12 protein-coding genes are annotated in these 17,495 nt (G+C 73.1%); 6 read left to right on the top strand and 6 right to left on the bottom strand.

Annotation, left to right across the window (positions count from 1 at the left end; translation table 11 throughout):
• A complete protein-coding gene (locus ACIGFK_RS17040) occupies window positions 1–1,242 on the bottom strand; it encodes a serine hydrolase domain-containing protein (protein WP_376658959.1) in 1,242 nt (413 codons plus the stop codon).
• Window positions 1,243–1,471: 229 nt separating this feature from the next.
• Here ACIGFK_RS17040 and ACIGFK_RS17035 point away from each other — a divergent pair, with 229 nt between their 5' ends.
• From ACIGFK_RS17035 to ACIGFK_RS17025, 3 genes are all read left to right on the top strand, one after another.
• The gene (locus ACIGFK_RS17035) at window positions 1,472–1,663 is read left to right on the top strand and encodes a hypothetical protein (protein ID WP_376658958.1); all 192 of its coding nucleotides are present in this window, start codon (window positions 1,472–1,474) and stop codon (window positions 1,661–1,663) included.
• A 140-nt stretch (window positions 1,664–1,803) separates the two neighbouring features.
• On the top strand, window positions 1,804–3,213 hold the full coding sequence (locus ACIGFK_RS17030) for an Ig-like domain-containing protein (RefSeq protein ID WP_386469359.1): 1,410 nt from the start codon (window positions 1,804–1,806) through the stop codon (window positions 3,211–3,213).
• A gap of 57 nt (window positions 3,214–3,270) precedes the next feature.
• On the top strand, window positions 3,271–3,843 hold the full coding sequence (locus ACIGFK_RS17025; RefSeq protein WP_376658956.1) for a hypothetical protein: 573 nt from the start codon (window positions 3,271–3,273) through the stop codon (window positions 3,841–3,843).
• An 18-nt stretch (window positions 3,844–3,861) separates the two neighbouring features.
• On the opposite strand, the gene thpR is transcribed toward ACIGFK_RS17025, so the two are convergent.
• Window positions 3,862–4,458 carry an RNA 2',3'-cyclic phosphodiesterase gene (gene thpR, locus ACIGFK_RS17020; protein WP_376658955.1) on the bottom strand — a complete coding sequence of 199 codons (597 nt, stop codon included), beginning with the start codon at window positions 4,456–4,458 and terminating at the stop codon, window positions 3,862–3,864.
• A 50-nt stretch (window positions 4,459–4,508) separates the two neighbouring features.
• On the bottom strand, window positions 4,509–6,224 hold the full coding sequence (gene polX / locus ACIGFK_RS17015; protein WP_376658954.1) for a DNA polymerase/3'-5' exonuclease PolX: 1,716 nt from the start codon (window positions 6,222–6,224) through the stop codon (window positions 4,509–4,511).
• Between the two features lie 335 nt (window positions 6,225–6,559).
• Here polX and ACIGFK_RS17010 point away from each other — a divergent pair, with 335 nt between their 5' ends.
• The gene (locus ACIGFK_RS17010) at window positions 6,560–8,347 is read left to right on the top strand and encodes a hypothetical protein (RefSeq protein WP_400052400.1); all 1,788 of its coding nucleotides are present in this window, start codon (window positions 6,560–6,562) and stop codon (window positions 8,345–8,347) included.
• A 106-nt stretch (window positions 8,348–8,453) separates the two neighbouring features.
• On the opposite strand, the gene ACIGFK_RS17005 is transcribed toward ACIGFK_RS17010, so the two are convergent.
• On the bottom strand, window positions 8,454–10,751 hold the full coding sequence (locus ACIGFK_RS17005; RefSeq protein WP_400052397.1) for an immune inhibitor A domain-containing protein: 2,298 nt from the start codon (window positions 10,749–10,751) through the stop codon (window positions 8,454–8,456).
• A 186-nt stretch (window positions 10,752–10,937) separates the two neighbouring features.
• Between ACIGFK_RS17005 and ACIGFK_RS17000 the strand changes: the two genes are divergently transcribed.
• Window positions 10,938–12,149, top strand: a complete 1,212-nt coding sequence (locus tag ACIGFK_RS17000; RefSeq protein ID WP_386469377.1) for a hypothetical protein — start codon at window positions 10,938–10,940, stop codon at window positions 12,147–12,149.
• A 51-nt stretch (window positions 12,150–12,200) separates the two neighbouring features.
• Window positions 12,201–14,261, top strand: coding sequence for an NAD-dependent DNA ligase LigA (gene ligA, locus ACIGFK_RS16995; RefSeq protein WP_376659987.1), 2,061 nt, complete (start codon window positions 12,201–12,203; stop codon window positions 14,259–14,261).
• 21 nt (window positions 14,262–14,282) lie between these two features.
• Here ligA and ACIGFK_RS16990 read toward each other — a convergent pair whose 3' ends face one another.
• Together ACIGFK_RS16990 and ACIGFK_RS16985 are read right to left on the bottom strand one after the other, a co-directional pair.
• Entirely contained in the window at window positions 14,283–15,653 is a 1,371-nt protein-coding gene (locus ACIGFK_RS16990) for an aldehyde dehydrogenase family protein (protein WP_376659986.1), read from the bottom strand.
• 35 nt (window positions 15,654–15,688) lie between these two features.
• The gene (locus ACIGFK_RS16985) at window positions 15,689–17,470 is read right to left on the bottom strand and encodes an asparagine synthetase B family protein (RefSeq protein WP_386469381.1); all 1,782 of its coding nucleotides are present in this window, start codon (window positions 17,468–17,470) and stop codon (window positions 15,689–15,691) included.
• Between the last annotated feature and the right edge of the window lie 25 nt (window positions 17,471–17,495).

Genomic DNA, 17,495 nt, shown 5'->3' with positions numbered 1-17,495 from the left:
TCAACCGGCCTTGGGCTCCGTCGGCTTGTGGCCGGGGTACACGTGGTCGGGGGTCACGATGCTCGTGATCGCCTCGCCGAAGAGCGTGCTGGGCTCCTGGCCGTCGGCCAGGATGTCCGTGTTGAGGAGGACGACCAAGGTCGCCTGGTACTGCGGCAGATACATGGTCAGCGACTCGTACCCGGGCAGCGAGCCGTTGTGGCCGATCCAGCCCTGGACGTCGAAGATGCCCAGCCCGTACCCGGCACCGGGGATGTCCATCGGGGTGGTCTTCAGCCGCTCGGCCTGCGTGGCGGGCGTCAGCAGGGAACCGGTGGCGAGGGTGCGCGCCCAGCTGCGCAGGTCCAGCAGATCGGAGATCATCGCGCCCGCGGCCCAGGCCCAGGAGGGGTTCCAGTCGGTCGAGATCACGACCTTGCCGGTCGCCGACTGGTCGGTGTAGCCCTGCGGGTGGGGGTCGGGGAAGCTCGCGTCGACGGGAAATGCCGTGCGGCGCAGCCCGGCCGGCTCCAGTACCTCCTGCCGGATGAACTCGCTGAGCGGCTTCTTCCCGATCTTCTCCACGACGAGCCCGAGCAGGATCAGATTGGTGTTGCTGTAGTCGAACTGCGCGCCCGGTTCGAACTGCACGGGATGCTTGAAGGAGTAGGCCAGCAACTGCCGCGGCGGGAAGTACTTGTCGGGGCCGGCGGTGAGCTCCTTGTTGAAGGTGGGGTCCTCGCTGTAGTTGTACAGCCCGCTTCGCATGCCTGCGAGTTGGCGCAGGGTGATGCGGGACCCGTTCGGAACGCCCTCTATGTACTTGCCGATCGGGTCGTCCAGGGCGAGCTTGCCCTGGTCGACGAGTTCGAGCAGTGCGGTGACGGTGAACGTCTTCGTCTCGCTGCCGATCCGGAAGTTGAAGTCGGTCTCCATGGGAGCACCGGTGGCCTTGTCCGCGACGCCGAAGGTCCGGACGTAGCTGCCCTTGCCCGGGGCCCACAGGCCGACGACCACACCCGGCACCTGGGTTTCGCGCAGCACCTTCTGCACGGCGGTGTCCAGTTGCGCCGCGACGGCGGGCGTGAGCTGCGGGAACCCGGAGCCGCCGTCCGGCGTGGGCGACGGGGAGGAAGCGGTGGGGGCGGAGGGCGCCGGTGTCGCCGCTCCGTACGCCGATCCCGCGCTGGCGGGGAGGACGAGCAGGCCCGCGGCGGCGGCCGCCACACAGGCCCGGCGAAGTCGTTCGTGCGTCGGCCTCACGGCGTGCCTCCTGTCGTGTAAAGGACAAAGGCAAGGCAGTCTCACCAGCCTAGACCCGGCCGACCGGGCCCGCGATGCGAGGGTTCCGCGCCCGCAGCGCGGAGGGTCCGCGCCCGCGGAAGGCCCGCCCGAGGAGGGCCCGTTCCGAGGACGGCCCGTTCCGCGGAGGCCCCGCCCGCGGAGGGCCCGCGGCTGCGGGCCCCGGTTGCCGCTCCGGCGTCATGGCGCGATGCAGAACACACGTCAGACCGTCAGCTCAGGATCACCCCTCGAACCGGAGATCGGCTTCTCCCGTGCGGTGCGCATCGGGAACCAGGTGGCCGTGGCTGGCGCGGCGCCCGTGACCACGTTCGTGGAGGTGTCCCGCTTCATCGATCCCGCCTGGCTCGTCGAGGTCGACGCCGTGGTCCGTGCGGGTTGAGTTCGGGGTCTCGTTCGGCTGCACATCCGAGTTGGTGATCATCGTTCTGACGTCTTGTCCGTTTTGATGCCGTCTCCGGGCTGAAGCGGTTCAGGGAGGGTTGTGTGGTCATGCGGCGGGCGCGACGGACACGGATGGTGGTGGCGGGTGCAGGCGCGAGCGTGCTGCTGATGATCGGGGCGGCCGCGCCCGGCCAGGGGCCCGGGGCGGACGAAGGGCGCCGCGCGCCCGGGGCCGCTTCGGTCGGCCTGCTGGTGGGCCGGGTCCTGGACGAGGGCCGCGAGGCCGTCCGCCCCGGGGGCGAGCAGTGCGCGGTGGAGGTCTTCCGGCCGGGCATGTGCCGGGGCTGGCGCCAGGAGCGGGTAGTGGCCACCGTCGGCGGGCAGGGGGCCGTGGTGCCCCCGCCGGCCCTCGGCGGAGCGTCCCGCCGGGTCGCGCGCGGGACGCACGCCGGCGGACCGCTGGAGATCTCCGTGGCCGAACCGGGGCAGGGGGTCCTGACCGACGTGTCCGTCACGGACGGGCACGGCCGCCACCTCGCGGGCACCCTGGCCGAGGGCGGCCGGCGCTGGGTGAACATGGAGTCGCTGCGGGCCGGGGAGTCCTACACCGTACGGGTCGGCGCACAGGACCCGGCAGGGACCGCCGTCGGCGTGACCCTGGAGTTCCGGACCGCCCCGCCCGCCGAAGGAGGGCGGCTGACCGCGGAGTTCGGGCCGCGCGAGGGGACCTACGGCGCCGGGGAGATCGTGACGGCGGAACTCAGCCACCCCGTGCCGGCCGCCGACGGCCTGGCCCGCAGCCGGGTCGAGCAGGCACTCCAGGTGACCTCCCACCCCCACGTCGAGGGCGCCTGGCACTGGGTCGACGAGACGACCCTGCACTACCGCCCCCGCAGCTACTGGCCCGCCCACACCACGGTGAGCGTCCGCAGCGGCCTCGACGGGGTCGAGATCGGCGGGGGCCGCTACGGCGGCCCCTCCGACGGCGTGGAGTTCACCGTCGCCGACCGGATCGAGGCGGTCACCGACTCCGCCGCGCACACGATGACGGTGCGCCGCAACGGACGGATCATCAGGACGATCCCGGTCACCACGGGCAAGGCCGGATTCAGGACCCGCGCCGGCGTCAAGGTCGTCCTCGGCAAGGAACCGAAGGTGCGGATGCGCGGGGACTCCGTCGGCATCAAACGCGGCACGAGCGAGTTCTACGACCTGCCCGTCCAGTACGCGACCCGGGTGACCTGGAGCGGCGAGTACGTGCACGCCGCGCCCTGGTCCGTGGAGGCCCAGGGGCAGGAGAACGTCAGCCACGGATGTACGGGCATGAGCACCGAGGACGCCGCCTGGTTCTTCGAGACGGTCCGCGAAGGCGACATCGTCGAGGTGGTCAACAGCGGGGGACCGCGCATGGAGCCCTTCGGCAACGGCATCGGCGACTGGAACCTGGACTGGCAGGCCTGGCGGGCTGGCAGCGCCCTGGCCACCACCTACGGCGCCCCCGCCCCCGGCGACCCGCCGACGCCGTCCCGGCTCTCGCCGACCACCTGACGCACCCCTGAAACCGGGGGAGGGGCGGCGGGCGTCCCCCTGCGGGGGGTGGTGTCCATGTCAGAGCTACAGCCGAAGGAGTGGGGGCCGGTCGCGGCCCTGCCGGGCGCCGCGGCAGCGGCCGTCCTCGCCTGGACCTCCTGGTGCTTCACGGCAGCCTCGGCGCCGTCGGTCACCGTCACGGTGGCGGGCGTCGGGGTCCTGCTCCTCGCCGCGTGCGCGGTGTACTTCGTACGCGTAGGAGGCAGCGGCGGCTTCTTCGGGACCCTGTTCCTCGCGCTGGGGCTGCTGGCGGCGGTGGCGACCGCCGACCAGACGACAGCGCGCGGCGAGGTCGCCACCTGCGTCGTACGGGACGTACAGGCCAGGAACCAGGAGTCCCAGGGCGAAGGTCCTGCCTCGAAGACCGTCTACCGCCTCGCGCTGGACTGCCCCGGCGGCTACCCGGCGGAACTCAAGGACGGGCCCGAGGCCGAGGCGGGCGCGGAGATCCGGGTCTCCTACGACCCCGGGCGCCGGGTGTCCCCGGCGGCGGAGGGCGGGACCTCGCCGTGGACGGCCGGCGTGTGCGCGGTGGTCCTCCTCGCCCTCAGCACCGGCCTCGCAGGACGCAGGAGGCCGGCTGCCTGACCGCGGCCGGACCGGGCTTCAGTGCGCGCAGGCGAAGTCGCCGCCGAAGTCCCAGGCCTCGATGTCGCGGTAGTGGATCGGTCCCGGGCCGCGGCCGATGTTGCTGCCGACCAGGTGCAGCCGCTGCGCCGGCCACGGCCGGCCGGTGAACGCGGCGAGTCCGGCGGCGGCCTCCACCGCATGGAGCGGTTCGTTCCGGCGGGAGCGGGCCAGCGTCAGGTGGGGGCGCAGCGGGCGGCCTTCGAAGGGGATGCCGCACTCCTTGACCAGGGCGCGCACCTCGTCGGAGAGGAGGTGCAGCCCTTCGAGGTCCCCGTCGATGCCGGTCCACAGCACCCGCTCGTCGAAGTGGCCGCCGCCGCGCAGCGCCAGCCGCAGGGGCCGGCGGGCCGCCGCGAGCTCCGCCAGCGGCGGGCGCAGCAGGGACGCGGCCGCCACCGGGAGCTCCCCGAGGAACGCCAGAGTGATGTGCCAGTCCTCGATCCGGTTCCACCGCATGCGCGGGTACGCCTCGTAGGCAGGGCGCAGTGCCTGCTCCAGCTCCTGCTTGGCGTCGTCGGGCGGGGCGAGCGCGATGAATATCCGGACGGTCGGGGCGTGGGACTTTTCCTTCACACTGCACTTAGTACAGGGCCCCGGGCCGTTCGGTCACATCCGGCGGGGATTCAGGCGCGCAGGAACCTGCGCAGCCGGGTCAGCGGCCAGGTGTTGACGACGTCGTCCTTCGTCAGCCAGCCCCGCTGGGCGGTGCCCACCCCGTAGCGCACGTACGGCAGGTGCGTCGGGGAGTGCGCGTCGGAGTCGACCGCGAAGCGCACGCCGAAGCGCTTGGCCCGCAGGATGTCCTCGTCGCACAGGTCGAGCCGCTCGGGGTGCGCGTTGATCTCCAGGGCCGTTCCGGTCCGTGCGCAGGCCCGGAACACCTCGTCGAAGTCGGCCTCGATGCCCGGCCTGCGGCCGATCCGGCGCGTGGTGGGGTGACCGATGACCTGCACGTACGGGTTCTCACAGGCCCGCACCAGCCGGCGGGTCTGCGCCCGCCGGTCCAGCCCGAAGTGCGAGTGCACCGAGGCCACGCACAGGTCGAACCCGGCCAGGAACTCGTCGGGCCAGTCCAGCTCCCCGTCGGGCCCGATGTTGAGCTCCGTGCCGTGCAGCAGCCGCATCCCGCGGTGCGTCCGGTCCAGGGCGCGCACCCGCTCCCGCTGGGCCAGGATCTTCTCGTCGGTCATCCGCTGCATGTACAGGTTCGGGGCATGGTCGGTGACCGCGTAGTACGCGTACCCGCGCGCGGCCGCGGCTGCCACCATCTCCTCCAGCGGGGCCAGCCCGTCGGTGAGGTCGGTGTGCGTGTGCAGGTCGCCCCGCAGGTCCTTCTCCTCCACCAGCTCGGGCAGCTCGTCCCGCAGCCCGGCCGCGATCTCCCCGCGGTCCTCGCGCAGCGGCGGCGGGATCCACGGCAGGCCGAGCCGGGCGTAGACCTCCTCCTCGGTGGCGCCGGCCCGCCGCTCGCCGCTGTCGGCGTCGAAGAGCCCGTACTCGGACAGCTTGAGCCCCTGGCGGACCGCGAGCTCCCGGGTGCGCACGTTGTGCGCCTTGGACCCGGTGAAGTACTGCATGCCCGCGCCCCAGGACGCGGGCGGCAGCACCCGAAGGTCCACCTGGAGGCCCTTCGTCGTGCGCACGGAGGTCTTCTTCGGCCCGTGCGCGATCACCTCGGCCGTGTGCGGAAGACCGACGAGCGCTTCCATGACGGGGGCCGGCCGCTCCGACGCCACCAGTACGTCGATGTCGCCGATGGTCTCGCACATCCGCCGCAGCGACCCGGCGTACGCGCACCGGACGACGCCCGGCACCGACGCCAGCTCGCCGGTGATCTGCTCGGCGATCCCGGTCGCGGCGCCGATCAGGATCCGGCTGCCCGCCTTCTGCATCAGCGCGATGCCGGCGAGGATGTTCTCCTCGCTCTTCTCCCCGAAACCGCGCAGGTCACGCAGCCGCTCCGCGTGGATCGCGTCGAGCAGCTGGTCCACCGTGGAGACCCCGAGGCGCTCGTGGAGCAGCATGGCCCGCTTCGGTCCGAGCCCCGGGATCCGGGTCAGCTCCCGCACCCCCGCCGGAACCGCCGCCCTGACCTCGTCGATCGCCGGGACACGGCCGGTGCGCAGGTAGTCCAGTACCTTCTCGGCGATCGAGGCGCCGACGTTCGGGATCTCCTTGAGCCCCTTCGCGTCGAGCCCGGCGACGTCCAGCGGACTGCCCCCGATGGAACGGGCCGCCTTCTCGTAGGCGCGCACCTTGAAGGCGTCCCCGCCGCTGATCGCGATCAGGTCGGCGTACTCCTGCAGCAGCGCCTCGACCTCGTCATTGACCCGGCCCATGCCTTCAGGGTCCTCCGGGTGCTGCGGTTCCGCCAGAATTCCCCGCCCCGTCGGGTGAACTCGCCCTCGACGTCGCCCTGTCGGTCCATGATGGCCACGGCCGCCGGACGTGCGGCGTCCAGGTGGTCCCGGCCCGGTGCGGTGGCTCCCGTGAGGTTGCGGCGTCAACGCCGCGCCCTTCACATGCGTGCATCTGCAGCGGCGGGCGCCCCGGTTCCGTACGATCCGGGGTCAACACACGGGCGGGTGCGCCTCCGTCGCCGCGAGCACACCGACCGCCGGTCGACAGACCACGAGACCTTCACCGCGGTGACCTGTCGACGGAAGCGGATGGCATGAGGAACGCGGCCCCCGGGCTCGAGCTGGTGCAAGGGGCGGGAACGGCGCCCGGGCGACCTGCCGGCGCGGACGGCGAGCCGGGAAGGGCCACCGGCGGACGGCGGCCCTCCCGGGCCGCAGGGCGCCGGTTACCCGCCTTCGCCGAGGTGGTCGTCAGCGTGGCCGCCGCCCTCGGCTACACGCTCCTCAGCAGGTACGTGGACGTCGACCCGATGAACCGCATCGGCCAGGTCAGCGGCCTCGCCGAACTCCAGCAGTACGTGGCCGTCATCGGCCTGCCGCTGCTCGCGCTCCTGCTGTACACCGCCCACCGCGGCTCGCCGCGCCGTCACCAGCTGGTGAAGCGCCTGGTCTGCGCGGCGCTGGCGGGTCTGGCGACGGGCGTGATCGCGGGCGGCGTCGTCGTCGCGCTCATCGGTACGCCCTCGCCGCTCGGCGGCAAGCACGGCGACGCCGGCGCCCTGACCGCCATGGCCAACTCGTTCCTGCACGGCGAGGGCCCGTCCGGGATGTACCCGCCCGCCTTCCCGCTCCTGGTCGCAGCGTGGGCGAAGGTGCGTCACGGCGGCACGGGCGGGGCCGGCTACTCCCTGCACGACCTGCAGATCCTCTTCAGCGCGCTGGCCGGGCCGATGGCGTACCTCGCCTGGCGGCTGCTGCTGCGCCCCTTCTGGGCGCTGCTCGTCGCCGTCCCGTCGGCCGTGCTCTTCCTCGACCCGATCCGCCCGTACAGCCACATCGTGATGATCGTGCTGCTGCCGCTGCTCGCGCACTGCCTGCGCGAAATACGCAGTGCGGGGGAGCGCAGCCTGAAGTCGGCGCTGCTGCGCGGAGCCGGTCTCGGCGCGGTCCTCGGGGCGCTCTTCCTCTGGTACGCGGGCTGGTTCGTGTGGTCCGTGCCCGGCGTCGCCCTGCTCGCCCTGTTCCTCTTCCCCTGGCGCGAGGGGCCGGTGCAACGGGGGCGCGCCCTGGCCTTCGTCAGTGCCGTCGTGACGACCGCCGCCGTCATCGGGGCCCCGCTGCTCCACCAGATGGTGCGGCTGGGCTCCGGGTATCCCGACCGGTACGCCTACCTCTCGGTGTACGCGGACCCCGCGTACGTCCTGGGCTGGGCGAGCGACCGGTCCGGCTCGCTGACGTACGAGAACTGGCCCGCCCCCGGCGAGATGGCCGGCCAGAGCGGCTTCGCGCTGCTGCTGCTGCTCGGGGTGGGACTCGGACTCGGCCTCGCCCTGCGCAGCATCGTGGCCCGTGCGGCGGCGGTCGTGCTCGCCACCGCCTGGCTGCTCCGGTTCTCGCTGGCCTCGGACATGGAGCGCGCGCAGGCCGTGCAGCTCTACCCGCGGACCACCTGGCTGATCATGTACTGCCTGATGGTCCTGGCCGTGCTGGGCGTGATGGCCCTGGTGCAGCGGGGCTCCGGGTGGGTCGAGCGCGCGCTGCGCCGGAGCGGTCCCGCTCCGGCGCGGGTCATCCCGCGCCGCGTCGTCCAGCAGGTCGCCGCGGGCATGGTGTGCGTCGTCGCGCTGTTCGCGACGATGGGGGCGTCCTGGAGCGTCAACCGGTACATGCCTTCGCCCGGGGAATCGAGCATGGGCATCGACGCCTACCGGGCGCACACCCTGAAGAAGGCGGACGGCAGCTGCCCGCGGTACGCGCCGGTCAGGGAGTGCCTGACGGTCAGCACGAAGAACTGGCGGCCCAATGCCGACGAGGGCCTGTGGTGCGGCGGCGTCCCCGCCGACAAGTGGCCGCTCGTCTGCGGCCGCGAAAGCCCCTTCTGACCGTCCTCCCGCACACGCCCTCCCGCACCCGGCTTCCCGGGGCCGGCTTCCCGGGGCCGGTGCGGACGAGTGGAAGGCGTCGTCCGCACCGGCCCCGCAGCCGGGGTCAGGGGGAAGGGCTGACCTGGAGGGTGGTGAGGAAGCCGCCCGAGGCCTCCTTCTCGACCGTGATCCGGGTACCGGTGTCCGGGACCCGGACCCCGAGCTGCGGCAGCTCGGGGTTCCAGTACGAGCCGTGGCGGTCGTCGAACACCGCGACTCCCGGCCGCGACGGGATCACCACCGGGGCACCCGCCCGGTGCAGCACGATCCGCTCACTCGGCCGGAGGGAGAACGGCGCGTCGAAGGTCTGGGCCCGCGCGTTCAGCAGGGTGCCGTCCGTGAACCGCAGCGGCTCCGGACGGGCGTCGACCGGCAGCAGCAGACCGCCGCCCGGGTGGGCCTTGGTGGTGTTGTCGCTGTAGGCGGTGTCCCAGAGCCAGACCAGCACGCCCTGCTGGTACGGGTAGAACTCCACCTTGTCGCCGGTGAAGCCGAAGTTGTACGGCCCGGACTTCAGCAGGCTGCCGTAGCCCGTGTAGCGGCGGTTCTCCGCGAAGTACGCGCGCGGGTGCTGGGCGATGCCCGTGCGGCCCTCCGTGATCGACCACTTCTGGGCCGTCCAGCCGTTCGCGCCCCGTTCCGCGCCGTCGCGGAGCAGCTCCCGGCCGTCCGCCGTGATCCGCAGGTCGTCGAAGGTGACGCCCTTGCCGTGCGTGTTGCCGTCCGAGGTCACGCGCAGCCGCACCTGGACGTTCCGTCCGGCGAACCGGTCCAGCGGGACGCTCAGTTCCCGCCAGCCGGACGAGGTTCCGGAGACGCCGTTCGCCGGGACGGCGGCCCCGTCGACGGTGCCGGGCAGCGGAGCCCAGTTCACCCCGCCGTCCGTGGAGGCCTCCACCGTCAGGAAGTCGAAGTCCTGCTCGATGTCGTACCAGACCCGGGCGTCCAGCCGGGCCGAGCCGGCCCCCGTGAGGTCCACCGGGCGCCCGAGGGTGTTGTCCATGAAGTCGCCCGTGCCGCTCCACCACTGGGCGGCGCCCTCGTAGGGATCGGTGAGCTCGGTACGGGTCACCGAGGGCGGCAGGTGCACCAGCAGGGCCTGCGGATCCTCGGTGTTGTAGCCCGACACGCCCAGCACGGCGCGCGTCTTGCGGCCCGCGTCGGCCTCCGTGTACTCCAGCCAGCCGAGCTGGAGCTTGCTCCACGGGTCGAGGTCGCCGGGGAACTCACCCGTCGTGCCCGGGCCCTTGCCGAGGTAGGAGGCCGAGGACATCAGGGACCAGAAGTTGACGCTGTTGTCCCCGTCCGAGCTGTACAGGTCGGGCAGGCCCAGGTCGTGGCCGAACTCGTGCGAGAACAGCCCGGCGCCGCTGTTCTCGCCGCCCGTGAGGTAGTCGCCGGCCCAGATGCCGGTGTCGCCGACGGGGGTGCCGCCCGCCTTGTTGCCCTCCGGGCCCGCGCTGCCGGCCTGGTTCCAGTACGCGAACCAGCGGTGCGCCCACACGGCGTCCTTGCCCTGGGCCCCGCCGCCCCAGGTCTGGTCCTTGCCCGCGTGCACGACGACCAGGTGGTCGAGGTAGCCGTCGGGCTCGTCGAAGTTCCCGTCGTGGTCGGCGTCGTAGCGGTCCCACACGTCGTACTCGGCGAGCTGCGCCTTGATCTGCTCGGGCGTACGGCCCTTCGCGCGCTCGGAGTCGTACCAGGCGGCGGTGGCGTCGCGGATCATGTCCCAGTTGGTGCGGCACTGGCCGGACTCGGTGCAGTTGTCGGTGCCGTAACGGGCCTCGTTGTAGGGGAGCTTGACCCAGTCGGAGACCGTGCCGTCCATGTCGTAGCGGCCGGAGGACTGGAGCCGGTAGTAGGCGCGCATGGACGCCGAACCGGGCTCGGTGGAGAAGAACTGCCGCTGGTAGTAGTCCCGTCCGAAGTCCTTGCGCCACAGGGTGTGGTTGTCGTCCCGGGCGGGCTTGCCGATGGTGTTGTGCAGGGGGCCGGGGGTGCCGCCGAAGCGGGGGTCCGTCCGGTCGCCGAACTCGGCGAGGATGACGAAGACCTTGTCCTTGCGTTCCTGGGCGAGTTCGACGTACCGCTTGCCGATCTTCGCGGTGCGGGGGAGGGTGCCGTCCGCCTCCGCGCGCAGGGCGCTGCCCGGGCCGCCGCCCGCCGCGACGTCTTCGAGGGCCTGGCGGCGCAGGGCCTGGCGCTGGAGTTCGAGCGGGGCGGGCGGTGGAGAGGCGGCGTGTTCGGCCCGGGGGCCGCCGAGGGGCGGGGCCGGCGGCGGGGTGGCCGCGAGGGCGGGTGTGGAGAGGAGGGTGAGGGCGGCGAGGGATATCGCCGCTCCCACCGCAGCGAGTCTGCGCAACGTGGGGCGCCTTTCGGTGGATTGAGCCCGGCGGTGAGCCGCAGCGCGGGTAATATTTCACATGTCACAGGTGATGGATAGATGTGGGGAGGCGCCCACCCGGAACGACCGGAACCGGCCGGCTGCTAGAATCAACGCGTCGGCCTTCGCCACCACCTCAACAAGGTGCGTGCGGAGGCTTTTTTCATGCCTACCGACACCTCCACGACCACCCCGCCTCCCACCACCGGCTACCGCGCCCTGCTCCGCAACCGTGAATTCGCCGGCCTGTACGCCGGCTTCACGCTGACGGTCGCCGCGAGCACCCTGTCGGGCTTCGCGCTCGGCACACTGGTCAACGACCAGACCCGGTCCCCCTTCCTGACGGCCGTGAGCATGTACGGCGCCACCTTCGCGACGGTCCTCGGCGCCCTGACGCTGATGTCCGTCGCCGACGGCAGCCGCCCCCGCCGGACCCTCGTCGTGCTCCAGTGCATCTCGCTGGCAGGCGTCGCGGCGCAGGCGATCCCCGGGCTGCCACTGGCCGCCCGCTTCGCCCTCCTGCTGCTGCTGGGGTTCTTCCAGTCCCTCGGGACCGGCACCCGCATGGGGCTGCTCGCCGAGATCCTGCCCGCCACCGCGTACGCCCCGGCACGCTCGCTGATGAACATCACCTCGGGCGGAACGGCCGTACTCGGCTACGCCATGGGCGCCGCACTGCTCCGCTGGCTGACCCCGCAAGGCCTCTTCGCCACCGCGGCCGCCCTGACCGGAATCGGCCTGGCCGTCGTCGCGACGACCGTCCGGGAACGCTCCGTCCGGCTGACCCGCCGCCCCGGGCTGCGCCGGACCTGGCGGACGAACGCCGAACTCTTCTCCCACCCCGGCGGCCGGGCACTCCTGCTGAACCTCTGGGTCCCCAACGGCCTGATCGTCGGCTGCGAAGCCCTGTTCATCTCCTACGCCCCGGAACACGCGGGCGTCTTCCTGGCCGCCGGATCGGCCGGCATGCTCCTCGGCGACCTCGCCGTAGGGCGGTTCCTCAGCGCCGCCCAGCGCCGCCGCCACGCCTTCGCCCTGCGCCTGCTGCTCGCCGTCCCGTACCTGCTGTTCGCCTTCCACCCCCACGTACTGGTGGCGGCCGCAGCGGTGTTCGTCTCCGGCGCCGGGTTCGCCGCCACCCTCCCGCTCCAGGAACAGCTCCTCGAGCTGACCCCCGACCCGGTGCGCGGCCAGGTCCAGGGCGTCGAGTCCGCGGGCCGCATGACCTGGCAGGGCATCGGAGCCGCCATCGCCGGAGGCCTCGCGGGACACCTCACCCCCGCCATCGCGATCACCGCGCTGGCAGCGGTGTCCGTCGTCGTCACCGTCGTCTCCCGGCCGTTCGTGCTCAGGGCCCGCAGCGTGCGGACCGAGTAGCGGAGCCCGAGCACCGGGCCGTTGTCAGACCCATGGGTGAAGATCACGCCCATGAACAACACCACCGCCGCTGAGGCGCTGTCCGTCATGTCCGGCCGCGGCGCGTACGAGGCCGCCCTCGTCCGCCTGCGCGAGGCCTCCGGGGCCTACTACGGCGACGGTGACAGCCCCCTGGACGACGCGACCTACGACCGGCTCCGGCTGACCGTGCTGTCCTGGGAGGAGGCCCACCCGGAGGAGGCCGCCCAGGACTCCCCGACCGGTCTGGTCGGGGACGGCGCCGCCCCGGCGGGCGACGTCGAGCACACCACCCGCCTGCTCAGCCTCGACAACGTCTTCGACCCGGCCGGCCTCGTCGCCTGGGGGGCCTCCCTCCAGCGCCGCCTGGGCCACGAGCCCGCCGGCGGGTTCACCGTCGAGCCGAAGATGGACGGCGCGGCCGTCGCCGCCCGCTACCGGGCCGGCCGGCTGGAGCGGATCGTCACCCGGGGCGACGGCGCCAGCGGCGAGGACGTCAGCCACGTCATGGGCACCATCGACGGCCTGCCCGAGCAGCTGCCCGTCCCGGCCACCTTCGAGGTCCGCGGCGAAGTCCTCTTCACCCGCGAGCAGTTCGAGACCGCGAACGAGGTCCGCGCCGCACACGGCGCGCAGATCTTCGCCAACCCCCGCAACGGCACGGCCGGAACCCTGCGCGCCAAGGACCGCCCCTACCGGCTCGCGATGACCTTCTGGGCGTACGGAGCGGTCGAGCTCGACGGCACCGCCTTCGCACCCGCCGGGGCCACCCACGCCGAACTCCTCGCCGCCGTGGCGGAGGCGGGCGTACGGACCACGGCCGCCACACCGGCGGGACTCCACGTGGTCGCGACCCTCGCCGAGGCGCAGCAGAAGGTCGACGAGATCGCCGCACTGCGCCCGAGCCTGCCGTTCGGCATCGACGGCGTGGTGATCAAGGCGAACGACGCGGCGGAGCAGGCCGCGGCCGGCTCCGGCAGCCGGTTCCCGCACTGGGCCATCGCCTTCAAACTGCCCGCCGTCGAGCGCCGGACCGTGCTGACGGACGTCATCTGGGAAGTGGGACGGACCGGAGTCCTCGCCCCCACGGCCGTCCTGGAACCCGTGGACCTCGACGGATCCACCGTCACCCGTGCCACCCTCCACAATCCCGCCGACATACGCCGCCGCGACCTCCACCTCGGGGACACCGTGACGGTCTACAAGGCGGGCGACATCATCCCCCGCGTCCAGGCAGCCGTCACCGCACTGCGCCCGGCCGGTGCCCAGGAGGTGCCGCTGCCCACGGCCTGTCCCAACTGCGCGGGGGAGATAGACAAGAGCCAGGAGCGCTGGCGCTGCGCCCGCGGTACCGCCTGCGCGCTCCCCGCACTGATCGAGTACGCCGCCGGCCGCGACATGCTCGACATCGACGGCCTCGGCAGGACGTACGTCAACGCGCTCATCGAGGCCGGCGCCGTCACGGACGTCGCCGACCTGTTCACCCTCACCGAGGAGCAGCTCACCACGGCCTCCGGCAGCGCCAAGCGGGGGGCGAAGCTGGCGGAGCAGATCGAGGCCGCCAAGTCCCGCCCGCTCAGCCGCGTCTTCTGCGCCCTGGGCGTGCTCGGAACCGGGCGCAGCATGTCCCGCCGGATCGCCGCGCACTTCGGCACGATGGACGCCATCCGGCAGGCCGACGCCGTCCTGATGCAGGAAGTCGAAGGCATCGGCGGGGAGAAGGCTCCGGTCATCGTCGAGCAGGTGGCCGCCCTGGCCCCCGTCATGGACAAGCTGGCGGCGGCCGGGGTCAACATGACGGAACCCCAGCAGCCGGCGGCCGCGGGCGACGGCCCGCTCGCGGCCGCGACCGTCGTCGTCACCGGGAAGATGAGCGGGCCCCTGGAGAAGCTGGGCCGCTCCGAGATGAACGCCCTGATCGAGAAGGCCGGGGGCAAGGCGGGCAGCAGCGTCAACTCCAGGACCACCTACCTGGTCTGCGCGCCGTCCCCGACCGGCAAGCCGAGCTCCAAGGCCGTCAAGGCCGCGGAGCTGGGCGTCACGGTCCTCGCCCCCGAGGCCTTCGCCGAACTCGTCACGGACTTCCTCGGCTGATCCGGGCGGGGCAGCGGCGGGTCACCGCCGCCGCGGGACCCGCACGGTCACGGTCTTCGGCCGCTGGTACTCGTGCAGTGCCAGGATGCTCAGGTCGGTGCCGTGGCCCGACGTTCCCCGGCCCCCGTGCGGGAGTTCGGCCGTCTGCACCAGGTGGCAGTTGAGCCATGCCTCGCCCGCGTTCAGCCGGGCCACCAGGTCGAGTCCCGTTTCCAGATCGGCGGTCCACACGCTCGCCCCGAGGGCCTGCGGGACCCCGTTCGCCAGGGCCAGGGCCGCCTCCACGTCCGGGGCCTGCTGCACGGTGAGGAGCGGGCCGAACACCTCCTCGGTGACGGCCGGGTCGTCGTTCGGGAGGTCCGCCAGCAGCCGGGCAGGGCGCCAGTGGCCCCGCTCCTCGCCGACGCCGGGGGAGACGTCGGCCGCGACGTTCCGCTTGGCGGCGGAGGAGGCGACCAGGGCGTCGTAACGGGCCGTCTGGTCCGCATTGTTCAGCGGACCGAAGTCGCGGCCGGCCAGCCGTGATCCCATGGCCGCCGCAAGTCCGGCGACAGTGGCCTCGTAGTTCTCCGCGAGGGTGATCACCCGGGCCGGGGCCGCACAGCTCTGTCCCGCGTTGTACGTGGCCGCCTCCGCCAGCGAGGCACAGGTGTCGGCGGGGGCGTCCGGGAGGACGATCGCCGGTGCGTTGCCGCCCAGTTCCAGACTGACGCGGCGGCTCCCCGCCCGGGCCGCGACATCGGCTCCGGCCCGGCCGCTGCCGGTGAACGCGACCATGTCCACGCCGGACTCCACGAGGAGCCGGCCCGTCTTCCGGTCGCCCGGGAGGTACCGCAGCACGTCCGCGCCCAGTGCCAGGGACGCGTGCTCCGCCAGGAGCTCCAGGCTGTCGGGGGTCGTCTCGGCGGGCTTCGCCACCACCGTGTTGCCCGCCGCGAGGGCCGGAGCGCAGCGCCAGGCGGCCATCAGCAGCGGGTAGTTCCACGGCACGATCACCCCGACCACGCCCATCGGCTCCCAGCGGACCCAGCTCTCGTGCCCCTCGACCAGATGACCCGCGGCCGGGGCGGTCCGGGTGCGCGCGGCCGACGCGTAGAACCGGAACAGGTCCGCGACCTGCTCGATCTCCCCCGCCGTCTCCGCCGCGGGCTTGCCCGTGCCCGCCTGCTCGGCGGCCGCGTAACGGTCCGCGTGCTCCTCGACGAGGGCGGCGAGGCGGTCCAGCCGGCGCGCGCGGTCCTTCGGGGTCAGCGCGCTCCAGCCGGGGAGGGCGCCCCGGGCCGCCGCGACGGCGGCCGCCACCTCCGCCTCCCGGGAGGGCACGGCCGTACCGCGCGCCCGCCCGGTGCGGGGGTCGGTCAGTTCGGACGGTGCGGTGGGTGCGGCGGTCATGGGTGCCTTTCGCGGATCGGGGGTTTGCTCGGAACTCATATGTCGTACGACCTCAGCCACAGCTCCAGGGTCAGCACCAGCCACAGCTTGCCGCCCTGCCGGGGCAGCAGCGTGCCCTCGCCCTTCAGCCAGGTGCGGATGGTCTCCGGCCGGAACAGGCCCCGCTGCCGGGACCGGCTGCCGAGGAGCAGCTCGTGGCCCAGATCGCGCAGCGGGCCGGTCAGCCACTGCTGGACCGGGACCCGCATGCCGCTCTTCGGACGGTCGATGACGGTGGCCGGGAGCAGGTCCCGTACGGCCTCCTTGAGGATCCACTTCTCCGCCGTGCCACGGAGCTTGAACCCCGGCGGCGTCGCGAAGGCGTGGTCGATCACCGTCCGGTCGAAGAGCGGGGAGCGGCCCTCCACGCCCTGGGAGGAGGTCAGGCGCTCCACCTTCGTCAGGATGTGGTGCGCCCCCTTGGTCCGCAGGTTGCAGTGGAGCAGCCGGTTGAGCAGGTGCTCCATCGCGTGCGGGCCGGGGCCCTGCGGGGTCAGGTACGGCTCCACGTGCCGCTCCAGGCGCGGGGCGTCCTCCAGCGCTTCGAGGACGGGCGCGGTCAGCAGGACCGGGAGGTCCGTCCAGCACTTGCGGTACGAGCGCAGGTATGCGGTCGCCCGGTCCTCGTCCCAGGGCGCGCCCGATGTCCGGTGCATCTCCTGCACCAGCATGGGAAGGTTCTTCGGACCGCCGAAAACGGGGTCGCCGCCCTCGCCGTTGAGCACCACGGAGGCGCCGTCCGCGGCCACGGCCTCGGCCAGCATCAGGTTCGGCACCGTGAGCGGATCCCCGACCGGGCTGTCCAGCAGCGCCGCGGCCTCGGCGAGCCGCGCCGCCACCGCCGCGCCCGACACGTTCAGGATCCGGTGCCGGGTGCGGCAGTGGGAGGCGACGAGGCCCGAATAGCCCAGCTCGTTCGGCAGGTCGTCGCCGAAGCTGATCGAGTACGTGTGGACGGGGTGGCTGTGGAGCTTCGACGCCAGGGCCGTGACGAGGGAGCTGTCGATGCCCCCGGAGAGCAGCACCGCGGCGGGCTCCGCCGCGGGCAGCCGGATCGCCGTGGCCTGCTCCAACAGGGCGCGGAGGCCCAGGACATGGCCGGTCGGGTCGGCGGGGCCCGGGTCCTCGAGGTGCTCCCGGGGCTCCCAGTGGACCGTTTCCGCGACGCTGCCGTCGCGGGCCAGCCGCAGGATCCTGCCGGGCAGCACCTCGCGGACCCCGGTCAGCAGGGTCTCCTCGCCCGGCAGGTACGCGAAGGTGAGGAAGGAGCGGACGGCCGAGAGGTTCATGGAGGTACCGAGCGACGGCCAGCGGCGCAGCGCCCGCAGCGAGGTCGAGGCGGCCCAGGCGCCGTCCGCCCGCGCGTAGAAGAGGGTCCGGGCACCGACGTGGTCGCGGATCAGGACCAGGTCGGGGCCGTCGAGCACGGCCAGGACGAACATGCCCTCGGCGAGCGCCACCCCCGCCTCGCCGAGCAGCGCCCAGCAGTGGAGCAGGAGTTCGCCGTCGGAGCAGTCGGCCGGCGGCGGGGGTGCCGAGGCGCGGGCGGCGAGCGCCGCGAACAGCACGGACCGGTTGTGGAGGGTGACCTCGCCGGCCGCGGTGCGTCCGTGCGCCGTGAACGGGCCCGCGGCGCGGCCCGGTTCGCCGGTGACGAGGCCCAGCGCCGCGCCCGGTACGCCGACCGGGGCGGGGTTCTGCCCGGCGGCGCCCATCGCGTCGAGATGGGCCAAGGCCTGCCCCGTGGTCTCGGCCAGACAGGCGCAGAGACGTGCCACGGACGGCTCCTTTCCTTCGTGCTGT

Origin of the sequence: Streptomyces sp. NPDC085524 (assembly GCF_044541755.1) — a bacterium.
Lineage (GTDB): Bacteria > Actinomycetota > Actinomycetes > Streptomycetales > Streptomycetaceae > Streptomyces.
This window is presented reverse-complemented; position numbering and strand designations above follow the sequence as displayed.

What these genes read in the sequence shown, in the direction of transcription:
- ACIGFK_RS17035 (WP_376658958.1), top strand. Translation starts at nt 1,472, where the DNA reads ATGCAGAACACACGTCAGACCGTCAGCTCAGGATCACCCCTCGAACCG.
- ACIGFK_RS17025 (WP_376658956.1), top strand. Translation starts at nt 3,271, where the DNA reads ATGTCAGAGCTACAGCCGAAGGAGTGGGGGCCGGTCGCGGCCCTGCCG.
- polX (WP_376658954.1), bottom strand. Translation starts at nt 6,224, where the DNA reads ATGGGCCGGGTCAATGACGAGGTCGAGGCGCTGCTGCAGGAGTACGCC.
- ACIGFK_RS17010 (WP_400052400.1), top strand. Translation starts at nt 6,560, where the DNA reads ATGAGGAACGCGGCCCCCGGGCTCGAGCTGGTGCAAGGGGCGGGAACG.
- ACIGFK_RS17000 (WP_386469377.1), top strand. Translation starts at nt 10,938, where the DNA reads ATGCCTACCGACACCTCCACGACCACCCCGCCTCCCACCACCGGCTAC.
- ligA (WP_376659987.1), top strand. Translation starts at nt 12,201, where the DNA reads ATGAACAACACCACCGCCGCTGAGGCGCTGTCCGTCATGTCCGGCCGC.
- ACIGFK_RS16990 (WP_376659986.1), bottom strand. Translation starts at nt 15,653, where the DNA reads ATGACCGCCGCACCCACCGCACCGTCCGAACTGACCGACCCCCGCACC.